We start from the raw sequence: 23,956 nt of genomic DNA, 5'->3' as shown, positions 1-23,956 counted from the left end.
CCTGTGCCGGTTTGGTGGGGGTGCGCGTTGACGCCTGCGGCGGCCCGCGGGTGTCCGGTGGGGGTGCGTGTAGCGCCTGCGGTGTGTGGTGGGTCGGGGCCGTGTGGGGGGTGTCCGTCCTCGGACCGGCGGTTGGTGCATTGCCGGGAGGTGCCGTGTCTTGACGACGGCCACTGCGGGCGACCATCCGGTGCGCCACTTTTCGGCGCAGGGACGCGGGGTTTCCCTCGGGCGGGTCTGGCCGGACAATACGGGGCGCAACAGTTGAGCGGCGCAGCCATTGCGTACGTATCGTTTTGTGAGGGGTCAGGGCACGGCGGGCGAGAGGCGGCTACGGGCGATGACTCACGGTATGCACACGGACACGCACATCCCGCCCCTCGGCGGCGGCCGAGGCTGGCGGGACAACGCCACCCGTTACGCACTCCTTCCGCTCCGCGTCTTCCTCGGCGTCACCTTCATCTACGCGGGCCTGGACAAACTCACCGACAGCGCCTTCATGAAGGAGGCCGGTTCGGGCTCGATCGGTGACATGATGCGTGCCGTTCGTGACTCCGCGGCCATTCCGGCGCTGGTCGACATGGCTTTGAAGAACCCCGTCGCTTTCGGCAACGTCATTGCCATCGGTGAGCTGGCCGTCGGTATCGGCACGCTCATCGGGCTGTTCGCCCGTTTGGCGGCGCTCGGTGGTGCGCTCATCTCGCTCAGCCTGTGGTTGACCGTGAGTTGGGCCTCCGATCCGTACTACTACGGCAATGACCTGGCCTATTTGATGGCTTGGCTGCCTCTGGTGCTCGCGGGCGCCCCGATGCTGTCCGTGGACGCCGCACTCCGCTCCCGGCGACGGCAGCGGGCCGGAGGCCACCGGTAACTCCGGTCGGTGGGGCTACCGGTGGCGGGCGCGAGTCCGCGCCTCGACTGGTCAGTGCGGGGCGTCCGGGTCGGCGTCCGGAGGTGTCGTGGCGGGTGTGCGGGGCGAGCCGCGGCGTCTGCGTATCCCGTGTGTCAGGACTCCCACCGCGCCTGCCAGGAACAGGCCGCCGACGACCAGCGGGATCACCGCGAACCACGGCGCCTCCCAGGCACCGCCCGCGTCACCGGCGTAGACGATGCCCGTGAGGGTCAGGAAGGTGCCGGCCACCAGCCTTCCGGGCTGGAACTCATGACGCAGCACGGCTCACCTCCGCCTGTCCGACGCCGACGCTGAGATCGAGGTCCAGCGTGCCCGCCTCCTTGGTGCCCGTGGTCGGTGTCAGGGTCAGCTCCTTGTGCTTGCCCGGTGCCACGTCCACGTCCTGTCTGTCGTCGCCCGGCAACTGGATGTCGCCCACCCCCACGTCGATGCTGAGTCTCACGGTCACGTCCTTCGGGACGATCACCTTCAGGCGGCCCATGCCCACGTCCGCCCGTGTGGTCACCGTCCGGCCCTCGGTGAACCGCACCCGGCTCAGGTCCAAGGTGCCGACGCCCGTGCCGAGGTCGTAATGCTGCCGTACGTCCGCCACGGCCGCCGGCCGCCAGTTCCGTTCGACCCAGCGGGTGCCGATGTCCCCGGGCAGTGCCGCCGAGGCGGCCAGGAGGCCCGCGGTGATGATCGCCAGGAAGATGGAGCCCGCTCCTGTGCGGCCCAGGAACGCGCTCACCGCTATGCCCAGTCCGATCACGAGCAGGGCGCAGGCCAGTCCGGTCTGCAGGCTGGTGCCGAGGGCGTGGTCCTCCCAGGTCGCGCTCGTGCCGAGGGCGCCCGCCAGCAGAGCCAGGAGGAACACCCAGCCACCGATCCAACGCGGGCCGCGTGGCTTCGGGCCAGGGGGACGGCGGGCGCGTATGTCCTCGCGGCTGTTCCAGGTGGTGCCGAGGCTGATGTTGACCGCCGCCGCGATGTCGCGGTCACGGGAGTCGCGAGGACCCCACAGATAGCCCGTGCCGCCCTCGTGAGTGCCGTCCTTGACGATGGGGTCACGCCACCAGGAGGGGTAGGCGGAGGGGGCAGGCGGTGCCTGGGCCTCCGGCGGGGCGTCGGCGACGGCCTGGGCGGCGAGCGGGTCGGGATCGGGGGCGCTGCGGTGCCGCGACCAGTACCCGGCGCCCGCGAGGAGGAGGGAGAGAACCACGGCGAAGACCAGCACGCCGCCGTTGCTCAGCAAGGTCAGGAACACGCCGCAGCCGATCAGCGCGAACAGCACGGCCGTCAGCGCCTGGCCGTCCACGCGGCCGGTCAGCAGCTTGCGCACCTCGTTCTCCTCCTCGTCGTCGTACGGGACGAAGAGCCAGGCGAAGCCGTAGAACAGGAGGCCGATGCCGCCGGTCGCGGAGAGCACGGCGAGGGTGATCCGAAAGATCACCGGGTCCATGTCGCACTGCCGACCGAGCCCGGCACACACGCCGGCCAGCATCTTGTGCCGCCGGTCGCGCCGGAACCTGTGCGGCGGGTCGACGGCGCCCGCTTCCGTGGGCGCTCCTGTTTCCGCGCCCGCGTGTGCGCGCGGTTCCTCACCCGCGGCGCGCGCGGACGCCGCGTCGGGCCGGGTGCCCGCGGGGGGCACGGCGTCCGGCTCGGGCACGGAGTCCGCGGCGTGCTGGTGATCAGTCATGGGTCCATGGTGACGGGCGGGTCGGCGGGATGGGAGTCGGAACGACCCTGGTCGGACCCTGATATCGCCCTGAGGCGGGTGCGGGGGAAGTGTGCGAGGCGGCGGGTTTCGAAGATCAGGGGAGTCTCGGGGGCCGACCCTGATGCCCCGGCCGGCCGGGCGTGTGAACATCGATGGCATGCCGGAAGCCGCAGCAGCGCCACTCGTCGAACCGCGGCCGCCGCGCAAGCTCTACCGCAGCAGCGACGGACGCTGGCTCGGGGGCGTGGCGCGGGGGCTCGCCGGACATCTCGGCCTGCCCGTCATCTGGGTGCGGCTGGTGTTCGTCGGCCTGTTCATGGCGGACGGCCTCGGCGCGCTGCTGTATGCCGCGTTCTGGTTCTTCGTGCCGCTCGGCGTCGGCGGTGTCGACGCGCAGAAGCCGTCCCCCTTCGCCACCGAGACCGCGGCCGACGGCCGCCGCAGACTCGTCGCCCGCAAACCGGACAAGGGGCAGATCGTCGCGCTGCTCCTCATGGTCGTCGTGGCGATGATCTTCGTCGGCAGCGTGGACCTGGGCAACGGCGCCAAGGCATACCTCCTGCCCGCCGTGCTCGTCGGCGCGGGCGTCGCCCTGGTCTGGCGCCAGGCGGACAACGCCCGCCGGGCCCGCTGGATGGAGGTCGGCCGGCACCGGCGCACCCTCACCCTGCTGCGCGCCGCGGCCGGCGTCGTCCTGGTCACGGCCGGCGTCTCCGGCATCTTCGTCCTGCAGGGCTCCGCCGCCCACCTCGGCTCCGTCCTGCAGGCGGCCCTGGCGGTCCTCGTCGGCATAACGCTTCTCGCGGGCCCGTACCTGGTCCGGATGACCCAGGACCTCTCCGAGGAGCGCCTGATGCGCATCCGCGCCCAGGAGCGCGCCGAGGTCGCCGCGCACGTCCATGACTCGGTGCTGCACACCCTGACCCTGATCCAGCGCAACGCGGAGAACGCGGGCGAGGTCCGCCGTCTCGCCCGCGCCCAGGAGCGCGACCTGCGCACCTGGCTCTACAAACCCGAGGGCACCGGCAAGGACGAGGCCGACGAGCCCGCCGACCTCGCCGACGCGGTCCGGCGCAACGCCGCCGAGATCGAGGACAAGCACGGCGTCCCCATAGAGGTCGTGGTCGTCGGCGACTGCCCGCTCGACGAGAAGATCGGCGCACAGATGCAGGCCGCGCGCGAGGCGATGGTGAACGCCGCCAAGTACGGTGGCGAGGGCGGCGCCGTGCAGGTCTACGCCGAGGTGGAGGGGAAGACCGTCTTCGTGTCCGTCCGGGACCGTGGTCCGGGCTTCGACCTCGACTCGATACCCGCCGACCGCATGGGCGTCAGAGAATCGATCATCGGCCGCATGGAGCGCAACGGCGGTACGGCCCGGCTCCGGGCGGTACCCGGTGGCGGCACGGAGGTCGAGCTGGAGATGGAGAGGGCGGAGAAGACGTCATGAGCGAGCCGACCGAGGCGAACGAGCCGGTGGAGCCGACCGACGGGGGCGCGGCCGAGCGGCATGTGCGCGTGGTCCTCGTCGACGACCACCGCATGTTCCGTACGGGAGTCCAGGCCGAGATCGGCCGGACCGAGCAGACCGGCGTCGAGGTCGTCGGCGAGGCCGCGGACGTCGACCAGGCGGTCACGGTCATCACCGCGACCCGGCCCGAGGTCGTCCTCCTCGACGTGCACCTGCCCGGTGGCGGCGGGGTCGAAGTCCTGCGCCGGTGCGCCGCGTTGATGGCGGACACCGAGCGGCCCGTCCGCTTCCTCGCGCTGTCCGTCTCGGACGCGGCGGAGGATGTGATCGGGGTGATCCGGGGAGGCGCGCGTGGCTACGTCACGAAGACGATCACGGGCACGGACCTGGTCGACTCCGTCTTCCGTGTCCAGGACGGCGACGCGGTGTTCTCGCCGCGTCTCGCCGGCTTCGTGCTGGACGCCTTCGCCTCCACCGACGCTCCGCCGGTCGACGAGGACCTCGACCGCCTCACCCAGCGCGAGCGTGAGGTGCTGCGGTTGATCGCCCGTGGCTACGCCTACAAGGAGATCGCCAAGCAACTCTTCATCTCGGTGAAGACGGTCGAGTCCCATGTCTCGGCGGTCCTGAGAAAGCTCCAGCTGTCCAACCGGCACGAGCTGACCAGGTGGGCGACGGCACGGCGCCTGGTCTGAACCCCGCCCCCACGGCCCCCCAGGGCCCTGCCCGGCCCGCTCACACCACCCGCGTGGCCCCCGCGAACGGCATCTCGTCGAGCGGGGCGACCCGGACCGGTGCCGAGGGGTTCGGGGCGTGGATCATCTGGCCGTTGCCGATGTAGAGGCCGACGTGGCTGATGCTGGAGTAGAAGAACACCAGGTCGCCCGGGAGCAGTTCGGAGCGGGAGACGCGGCGGCCGGCGTCGATCTGGGTGTAGGTCGTTCGGGGCAGGGAGAGGCCCGCTGAGCGGTAGGCGGCCTGGGTGAGGCCGGAGCAGTCGAAGGCGTCCGGGCCGGTCGCGCCCCAGACATAGGGGCTCCCCAGCTTGGAGTAGGCGTACGAAATAGCGGCCGCGGCGCGGGAGTTGGGGGCCTGCGCCGTGGCGGAACCGGGGGGCGTCAGGGCGTCGCGACCGCCGGTGGAGGAGCGGGCGGCGCGGTCCGTGCCGCCGCTGCTGCGCAGGCGGTCGCGTTCCTCGGCGGTCAGTCGGGCGAGCAGGTTCCGGGCCGCGTCCAGCTTGCCGGTGATCGTGTTCTTGTGCCGTCGCAGTTCGGCCTGGCGGGACTTGAGGGAGGACAGTTCGACGCGTGCCGCCCCACGCAGTTGCTCGATCTCCCGTAGCTGCTTGCGGACGCTCGCGACGGAGGCCGCCTGCCGGTTGCCGGCGCGTTCGGCGAACTCCGCCCCGTCGAGGTAGCGGTCGGGGTCGTCGGAGAGCGCGAGCTGGAGGGCCGGGTCCAAGCCGCCGTCGCGGTACTGGGCCGCGGCCATCGAACCCAGCGCGTCCCGGGCCGAGTTGAGCTTCGCCGTCCTGCGGGCGGCCTCGTCCTGCAGCGTCCTGATCCGCCGCTCGGCCCCGTCCGCCTGCTCCTTCGCGCCGTTGTACTTCTCGGTGGCGACCTCCGCCTCCTGGTACAGCTTGTCCACCTTCGCCTTGACCTGCGCCGGTGTCAGCCGCGGCTCGGCGTGTCCGGTCCCGTCGAACCCCGTCGCCGTCGCCGCGCCCGCCAGGGCGATGGTCCATGCCGTGCGGGCCGTGTTGCCGCCGACCGAGCGTTGACGGGGTTTTCGGTGCGCTGCCATGGGGACTGCACGTCCTTTCGTACGACCGCCTCGTCCCGTACGTCCGCCAGGGCAGCGGACGTATGACGCCCCTGGGGGAAGCGGCGGGCGTATGAGCGCCTGGGAGAGCGGACGTACGACCGCCCGGGGGCGGGTCACGCGTCCGGCGGCGGCTCACACAGGGGGAGCGGGCCGCCGCCGGACCTTTCTCGGCGGTGGTGTCCGACTGCCGCCCCTGGCCCGGGCGGCGGTGGGGAGCCGGTCACCTGGTGGAGGACGCTAAACCTTGCTGTGACGGGTCGGTGACGCGTTGTGCGGAAGTGCCGGGAGCGGACCGGGGGTGACCGTAAGTGACCGTGATCCCTGGGCGAGGACGGCGGGTTCACGCGGAGTGCTGACCGATGTGGCGGTTTCGGGAGCCGTGGGAGTGGTGGGGTGCTATGGGGTGCATATATGCAAGATCACTGAGTGTCGCGGTGAGGGAAGGAAGGTGGCGCGGTGACGGTGAGTGAGGGGAGTGGGGCGGTGTCGGATGGTCGCGCGGCGCTGATTAGGCTCCGGCTCCATGGACGTACTCATCCATCTCTTCGTCGGCCTGCACATCATCGGCATCGCCGCGCTGCTCGGTGGTTTCCTCACCCAGATGAAGGCGATGGGCCAGGGCACCGCCCGGTTCGTCCCCGCGATGCTGCACGGCGCGCTGACCATGCTGGTCACCGGGGTGATCCTCGTCGGCCTCAACCAGGCGGACGACCAGTCCGTCGACAACATCAAGATCGGCGTGAAGCTGGCGCTGCTGATCGTGATCCTCGGACTCGTCTATGTGAAGCGGGACGAGGACAAGGCGGACAAGAGCCTGTTCGGACTGGTGGGGCTGCTGACCATGGCGAACGTCTTCATCGCTGTGCTGTGGACGTGACCTCGGCGTAGGCCGTACCGCGCTCCGGCGGTGGACGCCTCACGCGCGCGTGCTCGATGACGACGGCACGCGCGCGTGCGTGTGTCAGGCCGGGCGGACCACGCTGTGGATCGACGACTCGCCGTCGTAGTAGACCGACTCCTCGCGGACGTAGGCGCCGGGCTTCGGGGCGTGGATCATCATGCCGTTGCCGATGTAGATGCCCACGTGGGTGACATCGTCGTAGAAGAAGACCAGGTCGCCGGGCTGGGCGTTGGAGAGGGAGACCGTCGTGCCGGCGTCGACCTGGTCGTAGGTGACGCGGGGGATGTCCACGCCGGCGGCCTTCCAGGCGGCCTGGGTGAGGCCGGAGCAGTCGTAGGAGTCGGGGCCGGTGGCGCCCCAGACGTACGGCTTGCCTATCTGGGCGCGGGCGAAGGCCAGGGTCTTCTCGGCCTTGGTGGCGTACGAGGAGTCCGGCACGGACGAGTCCGAGGCGCTCGATTCGGACGACGACCCGCCGCTCTCCTGCCGCTGGGCGGCCTCCTGGCGCTGACGCTCGGCCTCCGCCTGTTGCCGCGCCAGCTCCGCCGCCTTGCGTGCCGCCTCCTCCTGCTTGCGCTTCTCGATCGCGGCGAGGCGTTCCTTCTCCCGCGCCGTCAGCTTCGAGAGCAGGTCGCGGGCGTCGGAGAGCTTCTTCTGGACGGTGGCCTTGGCCGTTCGCAGGTCGTTCTGCGACTCGGTGAGCGTCTCGAGGCTCTGGCCGGCCTCCTGGCGCTTCTTCATCGTCGCGGACTGCTGGGTGAAGTACTCGTCGACCGTTTCCTTCTGACGACCGGTCAGGCGGTCCATGAGCTGGGTCTGGTCGAAGTAGTCCTGCGGGGTGTCCGCCAGCAGGAAGGTCGCCGTGTCGGGGGCGGCGGCTCCCGTGCGGTACTGGGCGGCGGCGTTGCGGCCCATTTTCTCCCGCGCCTCGTTGAGCCGCTGGGTGCGCTTGGCGACGTCGTCGAGGAGGGTGTCGACGCGCTTGCGCTGCTTCGCGGTCTTCTCCTTGGCCGCGTTGTACTTCTCGGTCGCCGACTCCGCCTGGCGGTAGAGGTCGTCGACCTTCTTCTCGATCTCTTCGAGGCTCGGCTTGTCGTCCGTCGAGGGGCTCGCGTCGGCCGACTGGGAGAGCAGCGCCACGGAGGTGAGGGCCGCCGTGGCGAGGGCGGGGGTCCGTATGCCTGCTACGCGCGTACCAGCGGGACGCGACTTGCGGTGCGACGCCAAGGGAGGCGACTCCTTCCACGTTCCGCCTACCGAGTTAGCTGTCGGGTTCGGGCGGGTGGTTCGGAAGGGTTGCCCTACGGCCTGTCCCGAGCGGGATCGGGCCGATTCACCCCAAGTTGGGTGGGTCCCCGGCTCCGGCTGCGCGGCGGCGTGCCGGACTCGACGGAGGCCGCGCGAATCGGCGACGTTCGCCGGAGGGGGTCGTACGGCCTGTCGGGCACGGTAGCCAACTCGTGTGGCGCCTGTGAAGGTTGATGTTCGATATGCCCGATACATTTTCGTGACCTCGGGTCAGGTGGTCGCCGACCGTGGTCGATCGGGCGGGGTGTGTCGCCACTTGTGTGGATATGAGGGGTGCTGGTGCATGTCGTCCCCCGGTGGCGGCTTTCGGTCGTCTCGTGGGCGGGGTAGCTCGATCGTGTGATCGTCACTCGTGGGCTTGGGGTGACCTGCGCTCGGGGTGGCCAGTGATGCGTGGAGCGGCGCCGCCGGCCGGGGTGGGGGGCGGGGGGCGGTCACGGATTGTGGGCGGGTGGTTCCGGAAGGTGAGGGCGGGTTGGGGTGGCAGGTTCGGCGGGTTCCGGGTGTCGAATCGGGCGATGTTCTCGGGGCGGCGGCGGGCTGTCAGTGGGGCGCCCTAGACTCGGAGAGCGATGAGCAGCCTCTTTGACGACAGCTTCCTGGCGGACCTCCAGGCCCCACGGGCCCACGAGGAGGAACCCCCGCCGCCGCCCGAGGACGATCACGCTCCGGAGCCGGTTCCGGACGATCTGTTCGGCGGGAAGTTCGACGTGCCGCCGGACCGGGACGCCTACTACCGCGACGGCGCCCCGCGCCCTGCGCTCGACGCGGCCGCGCTGCTGGAGGGGCTGAACGACAACCAGCGTGCCGCCGTCGTCCACTCCGGCACCCCGCTGCTCATCGTGGCCGGCGCCGGCTCCGGCAAGACACGCGTGCTCACCCACCGCATCGCCCACCTGCTGGCCGAGCGGAACGTGCATCCGGGGCAGATCCTCGCGATCACCTTCACCAACAAGGCCGCGGGCGAGATGAAGGAGCGCGTCGAGCAGCTCGTCGGGCCGCGCGCGAACGCGATGTGGGTGATGACCTTCCACAGCGCGTGCGTGCGCATCCTGCGCAGAGAGAGCAAGAAGCTCGGGTTCACGTCATCTTTCTCGATCTACGACGCCGCCGACAGCAAGCGGCTGATGGCGCTCGTCTGCCGGGATCTCGATCTCGACCCCAAGCGGTTCCCGCCCAAGTCCTTCAGCGCCAAGATCAGCAACCTCAAGAACGAGCTGATCGACGAGGAGGACTTCGCCGCGCAGGCGACCGACGGCTTCGAGAAGACCCTCGCCCAGGCCTACGCGATGTACCAGTCGCGGCTGCGCGAGGCGAACGCCCTCGACTTCGACGACCTGATCATGACGACGGTCAATCTGCTGCGCGCCTTCCCGGACGTCGCCGAGCACTACCGCCGTCGCTTCCGGCACGTCCTCGTGGACGAGTACCAGGACACCAACCACGCCCAGTACGCCCTGGTCCGCGAGCTCGTCGGCACCCGCGAGCACCCCGTCGACGTGCCGCCCAGCGAGTACGACATCGAGCCCGCCGAGCTGTGCGTGGTCGGTGACGCCGACCAGTCGATCTACGCCTTCCGCGGCGCGACGATCCGCAACATCCTCCAGTTCGAGGAGGACTACCCGGACGCCACGACGATCCTGCTGGAGCAGAACTACCGGTCGACGCAGACGATCCTCAGCGCCGCCAACGCGGTCATCGAGCGCAACGAGTCCCGCCGCCCCAAGAACCTGTGGACCAACGCGGGCGCGGGCGCGCGCATCACCGGCTATGTCGCGGACACCGAGCACGACGAGGCGCAGTTCGTCGCCGACGAGATAGACCGACTGACGGACGCGGGCGAGGCGAAGGCCGGCGATGTCGCCGTCTTCTACCGGACGAACGCCCAGTCCCGTGTCTTCGAAGAGGTCTTCATCCGCGTCGGCCTGCCGTACAAGGTCGTCGGCGGTGTCCGCTTCTACGAGCGCAAGGAGGTCCGGGACGTCCTGGCCTACCTGCGGGTCCTTGCCAACCCCGAGGACTCCGTGCCACTGCGGCGGATTCTGAACGTGCCCAAGCGGGGCATCGGCGAGCGCGCCGAGGCGATGATCGACGCCCTCGCCCAGCGGGAGAAGATCAGCTTCCCGCAGGCGCTGCGGCGCGTCGACGAGGCGTACGGCATGGCCGCGCGGTCGACCAACGCCGTCAAGCGGTTCAACACGCTGATGGAGGAGCTCCGTACGATCGTCGAGTCCGGCGCGGGACCGGCGACCGTACTGGAGGCGATCCTCGAACGCACCGGGTACCTCGCCGAGTTGCAGGCGTCCACTGATCCGCAGGACGAGACCCGTATCGAGAACCTTCAGGAACTCGCCGCCGTCGCCCTGGAGTTCGAGCAGGAGCGCGGCGAGGGCGAGGCCGGTACGCTGGCCGACTTCCTGGAGCAGGTCGCCCTGGTCGCCGACTCCGACCAGATCCCCGACGAGGACGAGGACGGCTCCGGCGTCATCACCCTGATGACCCTGCACACCGCCAAGGGCCTGGAGTTCCCGGTCGTCTTCCTCACCGGCATGGAGGACGGCGTCTTCCCGCACATGCGCGCCCTCGGTCAGGCCAAGGAGCTGGAGGAGGAGCGGCGCCTTGCCTACGTCGGCATCACGCGCGCGCGTGAGCGGCTGTATCTGACGCGCTCGACGCTGCGCAGCGCGTGGGGGCAGCCGTCGTACAACCCGCCCTCCCGCTTCCTGGAGGAGATCCCGGCGACGCATGTGGACTGGAAGCGGACGGGGGCGAGCGCACCGGTGTCCTCCGGTCCCGCGGCCGGCGTGGCGGCCTCGCTGTCATCGTCCCGCTCGCGCTCCTCGGCGTCGGGCGCGTCGGGCTTCGCCACGCGGCGGACCTCCGAGAAGCCGGTGGTCCAGCTGGCGGTCGGCGACCGGGTCACTCACGACCAGTTCGGCCTCGGCACCGTGATGGCCGTCAAGGGCACGGGCGCGAACGCCGAGGCGACGGTCGACTTCGGGGACGCCAAGCCGAAGCGGCTGCTGCTGCGGTACGCGCCGGTGGAGAAGCTGTAGCGCGGACACCTGTGCCTCCGCGGAAAGGCGGGGGCACAGTGGGAACGCTGAAAATCGGGGGCACACAGGGAAGGCGTGGCGTCGCCCAGGTCGCCCAGGTCGGGCAGGCCGGGCATTCCTACGTCGGGTCGACCCCGTGGCTGCGCAGCCAGGACAGTGGGTCTATGGCCGAGCCGCCTCCCGGCCGGACCTCGAAGTGCAGGTGCGGGCCGGTGGAGTTGCCGGAATTGCCGGAGTACGCGATGGGGTCGCCGGCCTTCACCGTCGTACCGGAGGCGACGCGATAGCTGGAGAGGTGGCAGTACCACGTCTCCGTGCCGTCCTTCGCGGTCACGATCATCATGTTGCCGTAGGCGCTGTTCCACTGCGTGCGGACGGTGCCGTCGGTCGCGGCCATGACGGTCGTGCCGTAGGAGACGGGGAAGTCGATACCGGTGTGCAGGGACATCCAGTTGATGCCGGACTGGCCGTAGTAGGCGCTGAGCCCGTGCTGCGCGACCGGAAGGGCGAACTTCGGGCGCAGCCGCTCCTTGCGGGCCGCCTCCTCGGCGGCCTTCCGCTTCTCGGCCTCCTGCTGGGCCTTGAGGTCGATCCGCTCCTGCGTACGGCTGACCCGGTCGCCGAAGTCGTCGGCGCCGGCGGCGAGGATCTCAAGCTGGGCGTCCAGCTTGTTGTTCGCGGTGGACGGCTTCACGGCCTCGCCGTCCGAAGCGGTCGTCACCGTGTCCTGGTCGTCGGTCAGGGTGCCGACCGAGGCGGCCGCGATGCCCGCGACGCCCATCACACACGCCGAGGGCACGGCGATCGTGAGCATCGCGGAGCGCTTGGGGGGCGTACGGCGACGGGAGCGCGCCCCACTGCGGGAGGCGGCGCGACCGGAGGGGGCCGGGGTGGACTCCTCCTGGTCGTCGAGGAGCGGGGCCACGTCCGGGAGTTGGCCGGTGGCGGTCAGCTCGGCGTCGTCCCGCGCGGGGTCGTCGTAGCCGGTGGGGACGGCCTGCTCGATCTGCTCGAAGTGAGCGGTCGCCTGCTGGTCGAAGGATTCTGCTGACTGCTCGTACTCGTCGGTCGGCTGCGCGGTGCTGTCGGTGCCGCCGTCGGAGTTCCACTGCGTGGCGTCGTAGGCCCCGGTCTCGAAGGTCTGCGTGCCCCATTCCCAGTGCTGGGTCTGGTCGGCCGGGGTGCCGGACTGGTCGGGCTGGACCCAGGCACTCGCGTCCCACTGGCCGGAGGCGTCGTGACCGGTGGCCTGCTGCGGGACGAACGACAACTGCTGCTGGCCGGTCGTCCACGCCGTGGTGTCGTACGCGCCGGTGTCGTAGGCGGCGTGGTGCTGGGCCGCGTAGGCGTCGTAGTTCAGGGTCTGCTGGCTGCCCGTGGACCACTGCGTGGCGTCGTACGCGCCCGTGTTCTCGCCCGGGAGGCTGCCGAACAGGGGGTCGGCGTCGAACGTCGTGGTGGTGTGGCCGGCGGCGTCGAATGCGGTGGCGTCGTAGGCGGCGTACGTGGTGGCGTCACCGTAGTGGGCCTCCTGGGCGCCGTACGACGCGTAGTGCGCCGAGGCGGCATCGGAAGCCGGAGCCGGGGAGGTCATGGTCCCCGACGGGTGACGATCGTTCACCAACTTCTCTCTCGCCTCGACAACAGGGGCTGCCAGAGCAGTGCGGCGACTGTACCCGGCGGTATGCGGGCACGACAATCTTCGGCAGGTTTCGCGCGCGCAGGAAACGGGCATTCGGCCGTGTTTTGGCGGACTGTGGGCGCGAGTTTGGCCTTGTGTTCGAAGATTGTTCGACGTCTCTGGGCTGTCCCGGCTGTGCGGCGAGTGTGTGTCAGCTGTGGAGACGTGCCGTCGGCGGCCGGCGGCACGGGCTTGTCACGCCACTGTCAGGCCGTCGGCCTGCGCGGCTGCTTCGGCTCCCGTCTCCGCGGTGTCGAGAGCCTGCCGTATCCCGGTCGCCACGGCGGGGTGCACCGGCAGGGCGAGGTGGCCGACGCCGCTCACGCGGACGTTCCGCGCCAGCAGGTCCGGGTGGTCGATACAGGCCGTCTCCAGCGGGTCCATCAGGTGGTCGAGGTCGCTCCAGAAGCCGACGAAGTGCGTACGGCAACCGGGAGCCGGACCTGCCAGTTCCGTGAGGATCGGTGAGCCGGGGCGCATCTGACGCACGATCGGGTGCGCGTTGGCCAGCGGGACGACCCGGGTGCCGGAGTGCGGTGTGCCGAGTGTGACGAGCGTACGGACCCGGAGGTCGCCGCCGAGGCACTGCACGTAATAGCGCGCTATCAGCCCGCCGAGGCTGTGCCCGACCATGTCCACCTGGCGGCTGCCGGTGCGCTCGCAGATCTCCTCTATGTGGCGGCCGAGCAACTCGGCGGCGGCGCGGATGTCGCAGGTCAGCGGTGAGTAGTTGAGCGACTCGACCTGGTGCCTGCCGTGCTGGGCGAGGTTGCGGCGCAGCAGGACGAAGACCGAGCGGTTGTCTATGAAGCCGTGCAGCAGGACGACGGGGGGCTTGCTCTCCGTCGGCAGGTGGGCGGTGTCCGGTGGGGGGAGTGCCGGGGTGGACCGGCGTTCCTGCGCGATGCCGGAGGGATACAGGAGCAGATGTCCGGCGAGGATCGCGATCTCCAGGGCGGTCGCCTTCAGCAGGGCCACGGAGAGGCCGGCCAGTCTGCTCGGGAGCAGGCGCCGACAGAGCGGAAGAAAGGAGAGTGCTGCCCCGGTGACCTTCATGGCCGACCTCCTTGCGGCACGCAGGAGGACGACTCCGGCCCCCGTGTGCCCTCGTGGCAGTCGCTGCGGAGGTGGTCGGCGAGGCGTGCGGAGGGCGCCTGGGGCAAGCGAGGCGCGTGACGCGGGCCGGCCCTGGGGGCCGTGGTGCGCCGATCGATCGCCTGACGAGGCTCCCTGCCGGTGTCGGCGACGAGGCTCCCCGCTGTCGTGCCTTACCTGCCCTACGTGCCCTGCGTACCACCGTCGATGCGCCCCACCGCCACGTCGCGCGATGTGCGGCGCGTGGTGCGGCGACCTCGTTGCGGCTCCCGTTGCGCGTGGTTCCGCTGCGACGCGTGTGCCGCAGACTGCTGCGGCCCATGTGCCGCAAAGATGTGGAACGGTGCGCGGCGAACGTGTCCCACCGTGTGATTTCCCCCTCGGTCTGCACCGCGAAACTGCCGGTTGCGGGATGCTGGAGATAACGTTCGTTCACTTCCCCGGCGGCGTGGCCCGGGGAGTCCGTGCCGGGGAGGGCGCGTCCGGCGCGTGAGCGGCGGAAAAGTGCGACACGCGCATCATGTGTGGCATGCGCGCCGAGTGCGGCATAACTCGTATATGAGCGGTACTTGTCGGTACGGATGGATGTAGTCGCTTCATGGAGGCAGTGATGGGTGTGGCAGCCGGTCCGATCCGCGTGGTGGTGGCCAAGCCGGGGCTCGACGGCCACGATCGGGGAGCCAAGGTCATCGCGCGGGCGCTGCGCGATGCCGGCATGGAGGTCATCTACACCGGGCTTCACCAGACGCCCGAGCAGATCGTCGACACCGCCATCCAGGAGGACGCCGACGCCATCGGCCTCTCCATCCTCTCCGGCGCCCACAACACCCTCTTCGCCGCCGTGATCGACCTCCTCAAGGAGCGCGACGCGGAGGACATCCTGGTCTTCGGTGGCGGAATCATTCCCGAAGCGGATATTCCGCCGCTGAAGGAGAAGGGCGTCGCGGAGATCTTCACGCCCGGGGCGACGACGCAGGCGATCGTGGACTGGGTGCGGGCGAACGTGCGTCAGCCGGCTGCGTCGGGCGGCTGAGCCGGCTTCGCTGCGGGTGAGCGGGTCTTTCTCCGCGGGTGAGTGGGGGTGGCCGCCCTTTGAGGTGCCGCCTCCATACCCCCGCATCGACCCTGAACCGGCCTTGTCCTCACACACCGGACCGGCTCGGCGAGTCCAGCTCCGCGAGCATGGCCGCCCGCAACCGCAGCGTCGTGACCAGCCGCTGGAACGCCTCCGCCCAGTACCCACCGGCTCCCGGCGACGCGTCCTCCGGCTCGTCCGGTACGGCCAGCAGGCCGTCGAGGCGGCTTGCCTCGGCCGGGTCGAGGCAGCGCTCGGCCAAACCCATCACGCCGCTGAAACTCCATGGATAACTCCCCGCGTCCCTCGCGATGTTGAGCGCGTCCACGACCGCCCGCCCGAGCGGCGGCGCCCACGGAACCGCACACACGCCGAGCAGTTGAAACGCCTCCGACAGACCGTGCGTCGCGATGAACCCGGCGACCCACTCGGCACGCTCGGCGGAGCCCAACGTGCCGAGGAGCTTCGCGCGCTCGGCCAGGGACACCGCACCCGGACCCCCGGCCTCCGGGGCGGCCGGTGACCCGAGGAGCGCCCTCGCCCAGTCGGCGTCCCGCTGCCGTACCGCCGCCCGGCACCACGCCGCGTGCAGCTCGCCCTGCCAGTCGTCCGCCACCGACAGCGCCACGATCTCCTGAGGTGTACGCCCGCCGAGCCGCCCCGGCCACGCCCCGAGCGGCGCCGCCTCCACCAACTGGCCGAACCACCACGACCGTTCACCCCGCCCCGCCGGAGCCTTGGGCACGACTCCGTCGCGCTCCATGCCCGCGTCGCACTCGTGCGGTGCCTCGACACTGATCGTCGGCGTGTTGCGCGTGTGGTCCAGCGCCACGCACGCCCCGGCGCGCACCGCCATCCGTGCGGCGAGCGCAGAGCCCGGCAGCGCGGAGAGCAGCTCCGCCGCCGTCGCCCGCACATTACGGCTCCGGTCGGCCAGCGCCTGCTCCAGGAACGGCTCGTCCTGCGGGCCGAGCCCGGTCCGCAGCGAGTCCAGGAACATCAGCCGGTCCTCGGCCCGCTCCGTCGCCCAGGTCGTGGCCAGCAGTTCGCGCGCGGCTGCGGGCTCATGTGCGCGTATCGCGGAGAGCAGGGCGACCCGTTCGGCGAACAGCCCTTCCCGCCAGAGCTGTTGCACCTCGGCCGAGTCAGCGAGGTGCGGCAGCGCCGCGCCTCCGCCCGGGGTCGCACGCAGGGCGAAGCGCCAGTCCGGGTTCAGCCGGGCCAGCCACACCGCCCGGGGGCCCGCGAACCTCAGTGCCGCCGGCCGCAGATCCGTACGCCCCCGTGCCGCGTCCAGCAGCGCGGGCAGCGCCTGCGGGGGCGGCGCGAAACCGCGGTCGTTCGCCGTCGCGAGCCACTGGGGCAGCAGCTCCATGAGGTCGGGCGCCGTGCCTCTGCGTCCGCCGCCGGCCGCGCCGGGACGGTCGGCCAGCAGCATCGCCAGCCTGCGGGCCGCCGCCGGGGGCAGCGTCGGTCGCGGGTCCTCGGGCGCCGGCTGCGGCCGCTGCGCCGCTCGCGCCGGGCGCAGCCCGGCCCGCCGCCGTAGGGTCTCCGCGGCCGCCGCGTCCAGCAACGCCACCGGCGTCTCCCGGCCCGGCACGCAGCCCGGGGGCGTACGGCGATCCGTCCCTAGCAGCGCCGCCGTGACGAGTTCCTCCCAGGCGCCGAGGGCCGGCGAAGCCACGGGAACGGAGGGACTGTTCATGGGGTCATTCCTCTCTGCCTTCGGGCGGGGCCTGCCTTCGGGTGGGGTCTGCCTTCGAGTGGGGCGCCGTGGAGCGGTCGAGGGAGGTCCAGGGTGGGTGTCCGCCAGGGCGGGTCCGGTGCCCGGCGTGGGATGGAGGGCGCCCACCAGGGCGGCGGGTGCCGCGACACGTGCCGTTCAGCACAGCTGCACCGCCTCTCCCGCCCCGTCCGGCCAGGCTGTCAACGGGGTGAAGCCACGGTGGCCGCACTCGCCGAACACCTTGATCGGCGTGCCGCCCGACAGCGCGACCAGGCGCCACAGGCCCGGACGGGCACGGGCGGCCGGGGTGAGCGGCAGAGCCGTGTCCGTGTCGGCGTCCGCCAACTGCCAGGAGTCGCCGTCCGGGGTCGGTACGACCCGGTCCAACGTCACCGGGACGGAGTCCAGCCAAGGGTCGGCGCGAAGTGCCTCGCCGTACCGGGCGGTCGCCTCGGCCGTCGTCACACCCGGTGGCCGTATCGCCGCGGGCGCGGGCGGCGCGAACTGCTCGCCCAGAGCCGCCCGCACCTGTCCGGCGCCCGGGTACGCCGACACCTCGGCCTCCAGGGCCAGCCCCACCGGCAGCGCCAGCTCCGGGGCTCGGCCGGCGGCACCGTAGGAGAGGAGCAGCGCGGTGCGGCCCGAGTCGGCGCCGTACAGCCATATCCGGCGCGTGGTCAGTTTCGTGTCCGCCGTGTCGTACTGGGCGAGGACCAGCCAGCGGTCCCGCAGCGGCGGGCCGTCCGCCGATGAGGGCAGCCCCATGCGGGAGCGGACCGTGTCCGCCAGGTCGTCGGGCAGGCGCTCGCGACGCAGCCAGCCCTGGTCGAGGAGGTGGAGGAGGGCGCACTCCTCCAGCAGCCGCACCGGCCAGCCGGGGCCGGACGCCGGGACGGCCCCCAACTCCCGCACCCGAGCCGCCAGACCGGGAGCCTGCGCGTCGACCATGCGGGCCGCCGTCTCCTCCCACAGTCCGTACCCCGCCTGTTCCGCGCCGGCCAGGCCGCCGCGCAGCAGGTCCGCCAAGCGCTGCTCCAGCTCCGTCGCGCCCGCGGTGACCCGTACGGCCCGGCGCTCCGCCCTGCGCCGTGCCGCCTCCGGGTCACCGGAGGCGGACGAGGAACCGGACGCGCCCGTCGTCCGCTTCTCCTCCGCCCGCTGCCTTCTCCCCTCTATCCACTGCGCCGCCCAGTCCGGAGGCGACCCGGGCGGCACCGCGCCTTCCCCGCCCGCCCAGAGCAGCAGCAGCCCGAGCGCGTGTTTGCACGGGAACTTCCGGCTCGGGCAACTGCACTTGTACGCGGGCCCGGACGCGTCCGCGATGTCGATGACCGTCTGATACGGCTTGCTGCCACTGCCCTTGCACAGCCCCCACACCGTCCCCTCGTCGGAGCTACCCGCCTCGGACCACGGTCCCGCCGCACCGAGTTTGCTTCCCGCTTTGCGTGACGCGGAGTCAGGCGCCAGTGCCAGCACCTGGTCCGCGGTCCAGCGCACCCCCTGCTGAGTCATGCCATCGAAGGTAGATCCCCCCACTGACAATCGGCCCGGGCCGAGGACTCGTCAGCGGGATCGCGAACGCGTTTGCGCAGGTCGGAACGCATTGTCAGTGGCGTGGTGCACGGTGGATACCAGATTCGAACCGGCCGAGCTGGAGGGGGACTTCGCCATGTCTGTGTCCGTTGAGCCGACGCCCGTCGACGCGGGGAGGACGGAGGCGGCCGAGGCGTTGCGACCGCACGCCGAGAATGCCTTCGCCGATGAACTCGCCGCGTTGGCGGCACAGGACGACCGTCCGCGCCCGGCCCGCTGGAAGCTGTCGCCGTGGGCCGTGGCCACGTATCTGCTCGGCGGCATGCTGCCGGACGGCACGGTGATCACACCGAAGTACGTGGGCCCGCGCCGCATCGTCGAGGTCGCCGTCACCACGCTCGCCACCGACCGCGCCCTGCTCCTGCTGGGCGTGCCCGGCACCGCGAAGACATGGGTCTCCGAGCATCTGGCGGCGGCCGTCAGCGGCGACTCGACGCTGCTGGTGCAGGGCACGGCGGGCACACCGGAGGAGGCGATCCGGTACGGCTGGAACTACGCGCAGCTTCTCGCGCACGGGCCCAGCCGTGACGCCCTGGTGCCGAGCCCCGTCATGCGGGCCATGGCGGAGGGGATGACGGCGCGCGTCGAGGAGCTGACCCGTATCCCGGCCGACGTGCAGGACACGCTGATCACGATCCTGTCGGAGAAGACGCTGCCCATACCCGAGCTGGGGCAGGAGGTGCAGGCGGTCCGCGGGTTCAACCTCATCGCCACGGCCAACGACCGCGACCGTGGCGTCAACGACCTCTCCAGCGCTCTGCGCCGCCGCTTCAACACGGTCGTGCTGCCGCTGCCGGAGAGCGTCGAGGCCGAGGTGGACATCGTCTCGCGCCGCGTCGACCAGATCGGCCGTTCCCTCGACCTGCCGGCCGCGCCCGACGGCGTCGACGAGATCCGCCGCGTCGTGACCGTGTTCCGCGAGCTGCGCGACGGGGTCACCTCGGACGGCCGCACGAAGGTGAAGTCGCCGAGCGGCACGCTCTCGACGGCGGAGGCGATCTCCGTCGTCACCAACGGCCTCGCGCTGGCCGCCCACTTCGGTGACGGCGTGCTGCGGTCCGGCGACGTCGCCGCGGGCATCCTCGGCGCCGTCGTCCGCGACCCGGCGGCCGACCGGGTCATCTGGAAGGAGTACCTGGAGGCCGTCGTGCGTGAGCGGGACGGGTGGACGGACTTCTACCGGGCGTGCCGGGAGGTGAGCGCGTGAACGACGACCTGGGGTGGGGCCGTCCGGGCGGCGGGTCCAAGACGGGTGGATCCAAGCCGGGTGGGTCTGTGGCCGAGCGGCCCATGGAGGCGGTGTCCTCGTGCCGGGTGGATCCAAGGCGGGTGGGCGGCCCGTGAGGGGGGTCAGCAGCCGTCCTGAGAAGGAGAGGGGGTTCGGTGTGACAGGCGTTGACAGGGCTGTGCGCGGGGGCGTCGGCGGGGCCGGCAACGGAGGCGTGGAGGCGAGTGCCTACCAGGTGGGTGAGGTGCGGGCCGAGTCGGACACCTCGGCCACGCCCGCCCCCGCGTCGAAGCCGTCGGGACCGCTGCTGCTCGGCGTGCGGCACCACGGGCCCGGGTCGGCGCGGGCCGTGCGGGCGGCGCTGGACGCGGCCCGGCCGCGGGTCGTGCTGATCGAGGGACCGCCGGAGGCGGACGCCCTGATCCCGCTCGTCGCCGACGAGGCCATGCGACCGCCGGTCGCCCTTCTCGCCCACGCCGTGGACGAGCCGGGCCGCTCGGCCTTCTGGCCGCTGGCCGAGTTCTCCCCGGAGTGGGTCGCGCTCCGCTGGGCCCTGGAACACCAGGTCCCGGCCCGTTTCATCGACCTGCCCGCCACGCACACGCTGGCGTGGCGGAAACAGGACGCGGCCGCGCTGGATACGGAGTCGGGTGAGGGACGTGATCCGGACGCCGACGCTCAGCCGGAGCCCGCACCCCGCTCGGCCGGTGACGGCACACCCGACGAGGAGGGCGGCCCCCGTGCCGACGTCCGGCTCGACCCCCTCGCCGTGCTCGCCGAGACCGCCGGGTACGACGACCCCGAGCGGTGGTGGGAGGACGTCGTCGAGCACCGCGGGGTGGGCGACGCGGACGCGTTCGCGCCGTTCGCCGGACTGGAAGAGGCCATGGGCGCGTTGCGGGAGGCGTACGGGTGCGGGGGGCACGAGCGGGATCTCGTGCGGGAGGCGTACATGCGGCTCCAAGTGCGCTCGGCCCAGCGTGAGTTCGGGGACGAGGTGGCCGTGGTGTGCGGGGCGTGGCACGTGCCCGCGCTGCGGCAGCGGAGCACCGTGGCCGCCGACAGGGCGCTGCTGAAGGGGCTGCCCAAGGTCAAGGCGGACATGACCTGGGTGCCGTGGACGTATCGCCGGTTGGCCCGGGCCAGTGGATACGGGGCGGGCATCGACTCGCCGGGGTGGTACGGCCACCTCTTCGGCGTGCCGGACCGACCGGTCGAGCGGTGGATGACCAAGGTGGCCGGGCTGCTGCGGGACGAGGACCGGCTCGTGTCCTCGGCGCACGTGATCGAGGCGGTGCGGCTGGCGGAGACGCTCGCGGCGATGCGCGGGCGGCCGTTGCCGGGGCTGAGCGAGACGACGGACGCGGTGCGGGCGGTGATGTGCGAGGGCTCGGACGTGCCGTTGGCGCTGGTGCGGGACCGGCTGGTGGTGGGGGACGTGTTGGGGGAGGTGCCGCGGTCGGCGCCGGCGGTGCCGTTGCAGCGGGACCTCGACCGGATCCAGCGCCGGCTGCGGCTCAAACCGGAGGCGCTGGAGCGGGAGTTGGAGCTCGACCTGCGCAAGGAGAACGACGCCGAGCGCAGCAGGCTGCTGCACCGGCTGCGGCTGCTCGGCGTGGAGTGGGGTGAGCCGGTCGCGTCGCGGGGGAGCACGGGGACGTTCCGGGAGACGTGGCGGCTGCGGTGGGAACCCGAGCTGTCCGTGCGGGTCGCCGAAGCCGGGGTGTGGGGGACCACCGTGTTCGCCGCGGCGACCGCCAAGGCGGAGGCGGACGCCGTCGCCGCACAGGGCCTCCCCGACGTCACCGCCCTCGCCGAGCACTGCCTGCTGGCCGACCTGCCGGACGCGCTGCCCGGGGTCATGCGGATCCTCGCCGACCGCGCCGCCCTCGACGCCGACGTCGGCCACTTGGCCCAGGCGCTGCCGGCGCTGGTCCGCTCCCTCCGCTACGGCGATGTGCGCGGCACGGACACCGGGGCGCTCGCGGAGGTCGCCGCGGGCCTCGCCGAGCGCGTCTTCGTCGGTCTGCCCCCGGCCTGTGCCGCGCTGGACGCGGACGCGGCCGAGGAGATGCGGCGCCATGTGGACGCGGTGCACGCAGCGGTGGGCTTGCTGGGCGACGCGGTCGCTGCGGGGGAGCGTGCGTGGGACGAGGCGTCGGCCACGGGGAGTGGGGCGGAGGCCGCTGCTTCCGGGCCGGGTGTCCAGGGCGAGGCCGCCGTTGCCGGGCCTGGCGGCCAGGGGGAAGCCGCCGTCGCCGGGCGCGGTGCTCGGGGCGAGGAGGGCGCGGCAGGACGCGGCACTTCCGGTAGTTCGCCCGCCCTCGGCCACGGTGGCCTGCGCGAGCGCTGGCATGCGGTGCTTCGGGTGCTGTCCTTGCGGGAGACCGTGCCGGGTGTCATCCGGGGGCGTGCGGTGCGGTTGTTGTTGGACGACGGCGAGTTGGCGCAGGACGAGGCGGCGCGGCTCATGGGGCTCGCGTTGTCACCGGGGACGCCGCCGGCGGAGGCGGCGGTGTGGATCGAGGGGTTCGTGGGAGGCGGTTCCGGTGGCGGGATGCTGCTCGTGCATGACGAGCGACTGCTCGGATTGGTCGACGCGTGGCTGACGGGGGTACCGGCGGAGGCGTTCACGGACGTCTTGCCGCTGTTGAGGCGCACCTTCTCGGCGTATGAGCCGGGGGTGCGGCGGACCCTGGGCGAGCTGGTCCGACGCGGTCCGGGGCAGCGGAGTACGGGGGTCGGCGGCTCCGGCATACCCGGCTTCGCCGCCGAGCTCGACGCGGAGCGGGCGGATGCCGTGTTGCCGGTGGTGCGGTTGCTGCTCGGGCTGGACGGGGTGGGAGCGGAAGAGGACGCCGAAGGCGGCCTGGGCCAGAACAACCTTGTGGGGGCGACGGGATGACGACTGACGGAGTGAGCGAGCCGAGGGCGCGGCGGGCCGGAGCGGTGGGCGTTGTCGGTCAACCGCACGGGTTGCCGACGCAGAGCAGGGCAACGACAACGACCGTGCCGGTGATGCCGTTGTGGGAGCGGCCTCGTGAGGGAGCGTGCCGATGACGACCGAGGCCATGGACCCCGCTCAGGAACGGCTGCGGCGGTGGCGGATGGTGCTGGGCGGGGACAACGCCGACGGCACCGGGTGCGCGCTCTCCGGGCGGGACGCGGCGATGGACGGGGCGCTGTCCGCTCTCTACGGCAAGGGGGACAAGGGACAGTCGGGGAAGAACCGTTCGGCAGGGCTCGGGGCGTCGGCGCCGTCCGTGGCGCGGTGGCTCGGGGACATCCGGACGTACTTCCCGTCCTCCGTCGTACAGGTCATGCAGCGGGACGCCATCGACCGGCTCGGGCTGTCCACGCTGCTGCTGGAGCCGGAGATGCTGGAGGCGGTCGAGGCGGACGTGCACCTCGTCGGCACGTTGCTGTCGCTCAACAGGGCGATGCCGGAGACCACGAAGGAGACGGCACGGGCCGTCGTGCGCAAGGTCGTCGAGGACCTGGAGAAGCGGCTCGCCACCCGCACGCGGGCCACCCTCACCGGTGCCCTCGACCGCAGCGCCCGCGTCACCAGGCCACGCCACCACGACATCGACTGGAACCGCACGATCGCGGCCAACCTCAAGCACTACCTCCCCGAGTACCGGACGATCGTGCCGGAGCGGCTCATCGGGTACGGGCGGGCGTCGCAGTCCGTGAAGAAGGAGGTCGTTCTCTGCATCGACCAGTCGGGGTCGATGGCGGCGTCGGTGGTGTACGCGTCCGTGTTCGGAGCCGTGCTGGCGTCCATGCGGTCCATCAGCACGCGGCTCGTCGTCTTCGACACATCCGTCGTCGACCTCACCGACCAGCTCGACGACCCCGTCGACGTCCTCTTCGGCACGCAGCTCGGCGGCGGCACGGACATCAACCGGGCGCTCGCGTACTGCCAGTCGCGGATCACCCGGCCCGCTGAGACGGTGGTCGTGCTGATCAGCGACCTGTACGAGGGAGGCATACGGAACGAGATGCTCAAGCGGGTCGCCGCGATGAAGGCGTCAGGGGTGCAGTTCGTGGCGTTGCTGGCGCTGTCGGACGAGGGGGCGCCCGCGTACGACCGGGAGCACGCGGCCGCGCTCGCGGCGCTGGGCGCCCCGGCCTTCGCCTGCACGCCCGACCTGTTCCCCGAGGTGATGGCGGCGGCCATCGAGAAGCGGCCGATTCCGGTGCCCGACGCGGGCTGAGGAAGGGCAAGGGTGAAGGGAAGGGGGACGCGAAGGGCGAGGATGTTCTGGTGATTTGTCGACCTGGTGACGACCGACTTGGGCCAGCAAAACGGACATGAGTGCCCATCGGTAGCGGGGGGCTTGCGCGACCGCGGGAGGGGCGTGCAAGGATCATTGCCTCTTC

17 protein-coding genes and 1 riboswitch are annotated in these 23,956 nt (G+C 71.7%); of the genes, 9 read left to right on the top strand and 8 right to left on the bottom strand.

Annotated features, from left to right (window positions below):
* The first annotated feature begins 352 nt into the window (after nucleotides 1-352).
* The gene (locus ABZ078_RS18625) at nucleotides 353-871 is read left to right on the top strand and encodes a DoxX family protein (RefSeq protein ID WP_356576524.1); all 519 of its coding nucleotides are present in this window, start codon (nucleotides 353-355) and stop codon (nucleotides 869-871) included.
* 51 nt (nucleotides 872-922) lie between these two features.
* Here the strand turns inward: ABZ078_RS18625 and ABZ078_RS18620 are convergent, their stop codons facing one another.
* Nucleotides 923-1,174 carry a hypothetical protein gene (locus tag ABZ078_RS18620; RefSeq protein ID WP_356576522.1) on the bottom strand — a complete coding sequence of 84 codons (252 nt, stop codon included), beginning with the start codon at nucleotides 1,172-1,174 and terminating at the stop codon, nucleotides 923-925.
* Nucleotides 1,161-2,594 (bottom strand): PspC domain-containing protein, encoded by a 1,434-nt coding sequence (locus ABZ078_RS18615; RefSeq protein ID WP_356576520.1) that lies wholly within the window; start codon nucleotides 2,592-2,594, stop codon nucleotides 1,161-1,163. Before ABZ078_RS18615 ends, ABZ078_RS18620 begins: the two co-directional genes overlap by 14 nt.
* Nucleotides 2,595-2,736: 142 nt before the next feature.
* On the opposite strand from ABZ078_RS18615, the gene ABZ078_RS18610 reads away from it, so the two are divergent.
* A complete protein-coding gene (locus ABZ078_RS18610; RefSeq protein WP_356576518.1) occupies nucleotides 2,737-4,062 on the top strand; it encodes a PspC domain-containing protein in 1,326 nt (441 codons plus the stop codon).
* On the top strand, nucleotides 4,059-4,778 hold the full coding sequence (locus tag ABZ078_RS18605) for a response regulator transcription factor (protein ID WP_356576516.1): 720 nt from the start codon (nucleotides 4,059-4,061) through the stop codon (nucleotides 4,776-4,778). Before ABZ078_RS18610 ends, ABZ078_RS18605 begins: the two co-directional genes overlap by 4 nt.
* Nucleotides 4,779-4,818: 40 nt before the next feature.
* Here the strand turns inward: ABZ078_RS18605 and ABZ078_RS18600 are convergent, their stop codons facing one another.
* Complete coding sequence (locus ABZ078_RS18600; protein WP_356576514.1) at nucleotides 4,819-5,886, bottom strand: NlpC/P60 family protein; 1,068 nt, start codon at nucleotides 5,884-5,886, stop codon at nucleotides 4,819-4,821.
* A gap of 544 nt (nucleotides 5,887-6,430) precedes the next feature.
* Between ABZ078_RS18600 and ABZ078_RS18595 the strand changes: the two genes are divergently transcribed.
* Nucleotides 6,431-6,784, top strand: a complete 354-nt coding sequence (locus ABZ078_RS18595) for a hypothetical protein (RefSeq protein WP_356576512.1) — start codon at nucleotides 6,431-6,433, stop codon at nucleotides 6,782-6,784.
* Nucleotides 6,785-6,868: 84 nt separating this feature from the next.
* Here the strand turns inward: ABZ078_RS18595 and ABZ078_RS18590 are convergent, their stop codons facing one another.
* Nucleotides 6,869-8,035: an NlpC/P60 family protein gene (locus tag ABZ078_RS18590; RefSeq protein WP_356576510.1), complete on the bottom strand. Its 1,167-nt coding sequence runs from the start codon at nucleotides 8,033-8,035 to the stop codon at nucleotides 6,869-6,871.
* 7 nt (nucleotides 8,036-8,042) lie between these two features.
* Nucleotides 8,043-8,196, bottom strand: a riboswitch (cyclic di-AMP (ydaO/yuaA leader).
* Between the two features lie 492 nt (nucleotides 8,197-8,688).
* Between ABZ078_RS18590 and pcrA the strand changes: the two genes are divergently transcribed.
* Nucleotides 8,689-11,172, top strand: a complete 2,484-nt coding sequence (gene pcrA / locus ABZ078_RS18585; RefSeq protein ID WP_356576508.1) for a DNA helicase PcrA — start codon at nucleotides 8,689-8,691, stop codon at nucleotides 11,170-11,172.
* Nucleotides 11,173-11,290: 118 nt separating this feature from the next.
* Here pcrA and ABZ078_RS18580 read toward each other — a convergent pair whose 3' ends face one another.
* Both ABZ078_RS18580 and ABZ078_RS18575 read right to left on the bottom strand, forming a co-directional pair.
* Nucleotides 11,291-12,766 carry a M23 family metallopeptidase gene (locus ABZ078_RS18580; protein WP_356576625.1) on the bottom strand — a complete coding sequence of 492 codons (1,476 nt, stop codon included), beginning with the start codon at nucleotides 12,764-12,766 and terminating at the stop codon, nucleotides 11,291-11,293.
* Nucleotides 12,767-13,048: 282 nt separating this feature from the next.
* Nucleotides 13,049-13,909, bottom strand: coding sequence for an alpha/beta fold hydrolase (locus tag ABZ078_RS18575; RefSeq protein WP_356576506.1), 861 nt, complete (start codon nucleotides 13,907-13,909; stop codon nucleotides 13,049-13,051).
* Between the two features lie 649 nt (nucleotides 13,910-14,558).
* Between ABZ078_RS18575 and ABZ078_RS18570 the strand changes: the two genes are divergently transcribed.
* Nucleotides 14,559-14,981: a cobalamin B12-binding domain-containing protein gene (locus ABZ078_RS18570; RefSeq protein WP_356576505.1), complete on the top strand. Its 423-nt coding sequence runs from the start codon at nucleotides 14,559-14,561 to the stop codon at nucleotides 14,979-14,981.
* Nucleotides 14,982-15,090: 109 nt separating this feature from the next.
* Here the strand turns inward: ABZ078_RS18570 and ABZ078_RS18565 are convergent, their stop codons facing one another.
* Both ABZ078_RS18565 and ABZ078_RS18560 read right to left on the bottom strand, forming a co-directional pair.
* Nucleotides 15,091-16,728 (bottom strand): DUF5691 domain-containing protein, encoded by a 1,638-nt coding sequence (locus tag ABZ078_RS18565; protein ID WP_356576503.1) that lies wholly within the window; start codon nucleotides 16,726-16,728, stop codon nucleotides 15,091-15,093.
* A gap of 177 nt (nucleotides 16,729-16,905) precedes the next feature.
* Complete coding sequence (locus ABZ078_RS18560; protein ID WP_356576501.1) at nucleotides 16,906-18,261, bottom strand: SWIM zinc finger family protein; 1,356 nt, start codon at nucleotides 18,259-18,261, stop codon at nucleotides 16,906-16,908.
* Between the two features lie 157 nt (nucleotides 18,262-18,418).
* Between ABZ078_RS18560 and ABZ078_RS18555 the strand changes: the two genes are divergently transcribed.
* The 3 genes from ABZ078_RS18555 to ABZ078_RS18545 all read left to right on the top strand — a co-directional run bounded on the left by ABZ078_RS18555 (nucleotide 18,419) and on the right by ABZ078_RS18545 (nucleotide 23,790).
* Entirely contained in the window at nucleotides 18,419-19,549 is a 1,131-nt protein-coding gene (locus ABZ078_RS18555) for an AAA family ATPase (protein ID WP_356576499.1), read from the top strand.
* 265 nt (nucleotides 19,550-19,814) lie between these two features.
* Nucleotides 19,815-22,475, top strand: a complete 2,661-nt coding sequence (locus ABZ078_RS18550) for a DUF5682 family protein (RefSeq protein WP_356576623.1) — start codon at nucleotides 19,815-19,817, stop codon at nucleotides 22,473-22,475.
* Between the two features lie 151 nt (nucleotides 22,476-22,626).
* Nucleotides 22,627-23,790, top strand: a complete 1,164-nt coding sequence (locus ABZ078_RS18545) for a VWA domain-containing protein (RefSeq protein ID WP_356576497.1) — start codon at nucleotides 22,627-22,629, stop codon at nucleotides 23,788-23,790.
* Nucleotides 23,791-23,956: the final 166 nt, after the last annotated feature.

This window comes from Streptomyces sp. NPDC006385 (assembly GCF_040612485.1).
Taxonomy (GTDB): domain Bacteria; phylum Actinomycetota; class Actinomycetes; order Streptomycetales; family Streptomycetaceae; genus Streptomyces.
The sequence above is the reverse complement of the archived record's forward strand: the minus strand, read 5'-3'. Positions and strand labels throughout refer to the sequence as shown.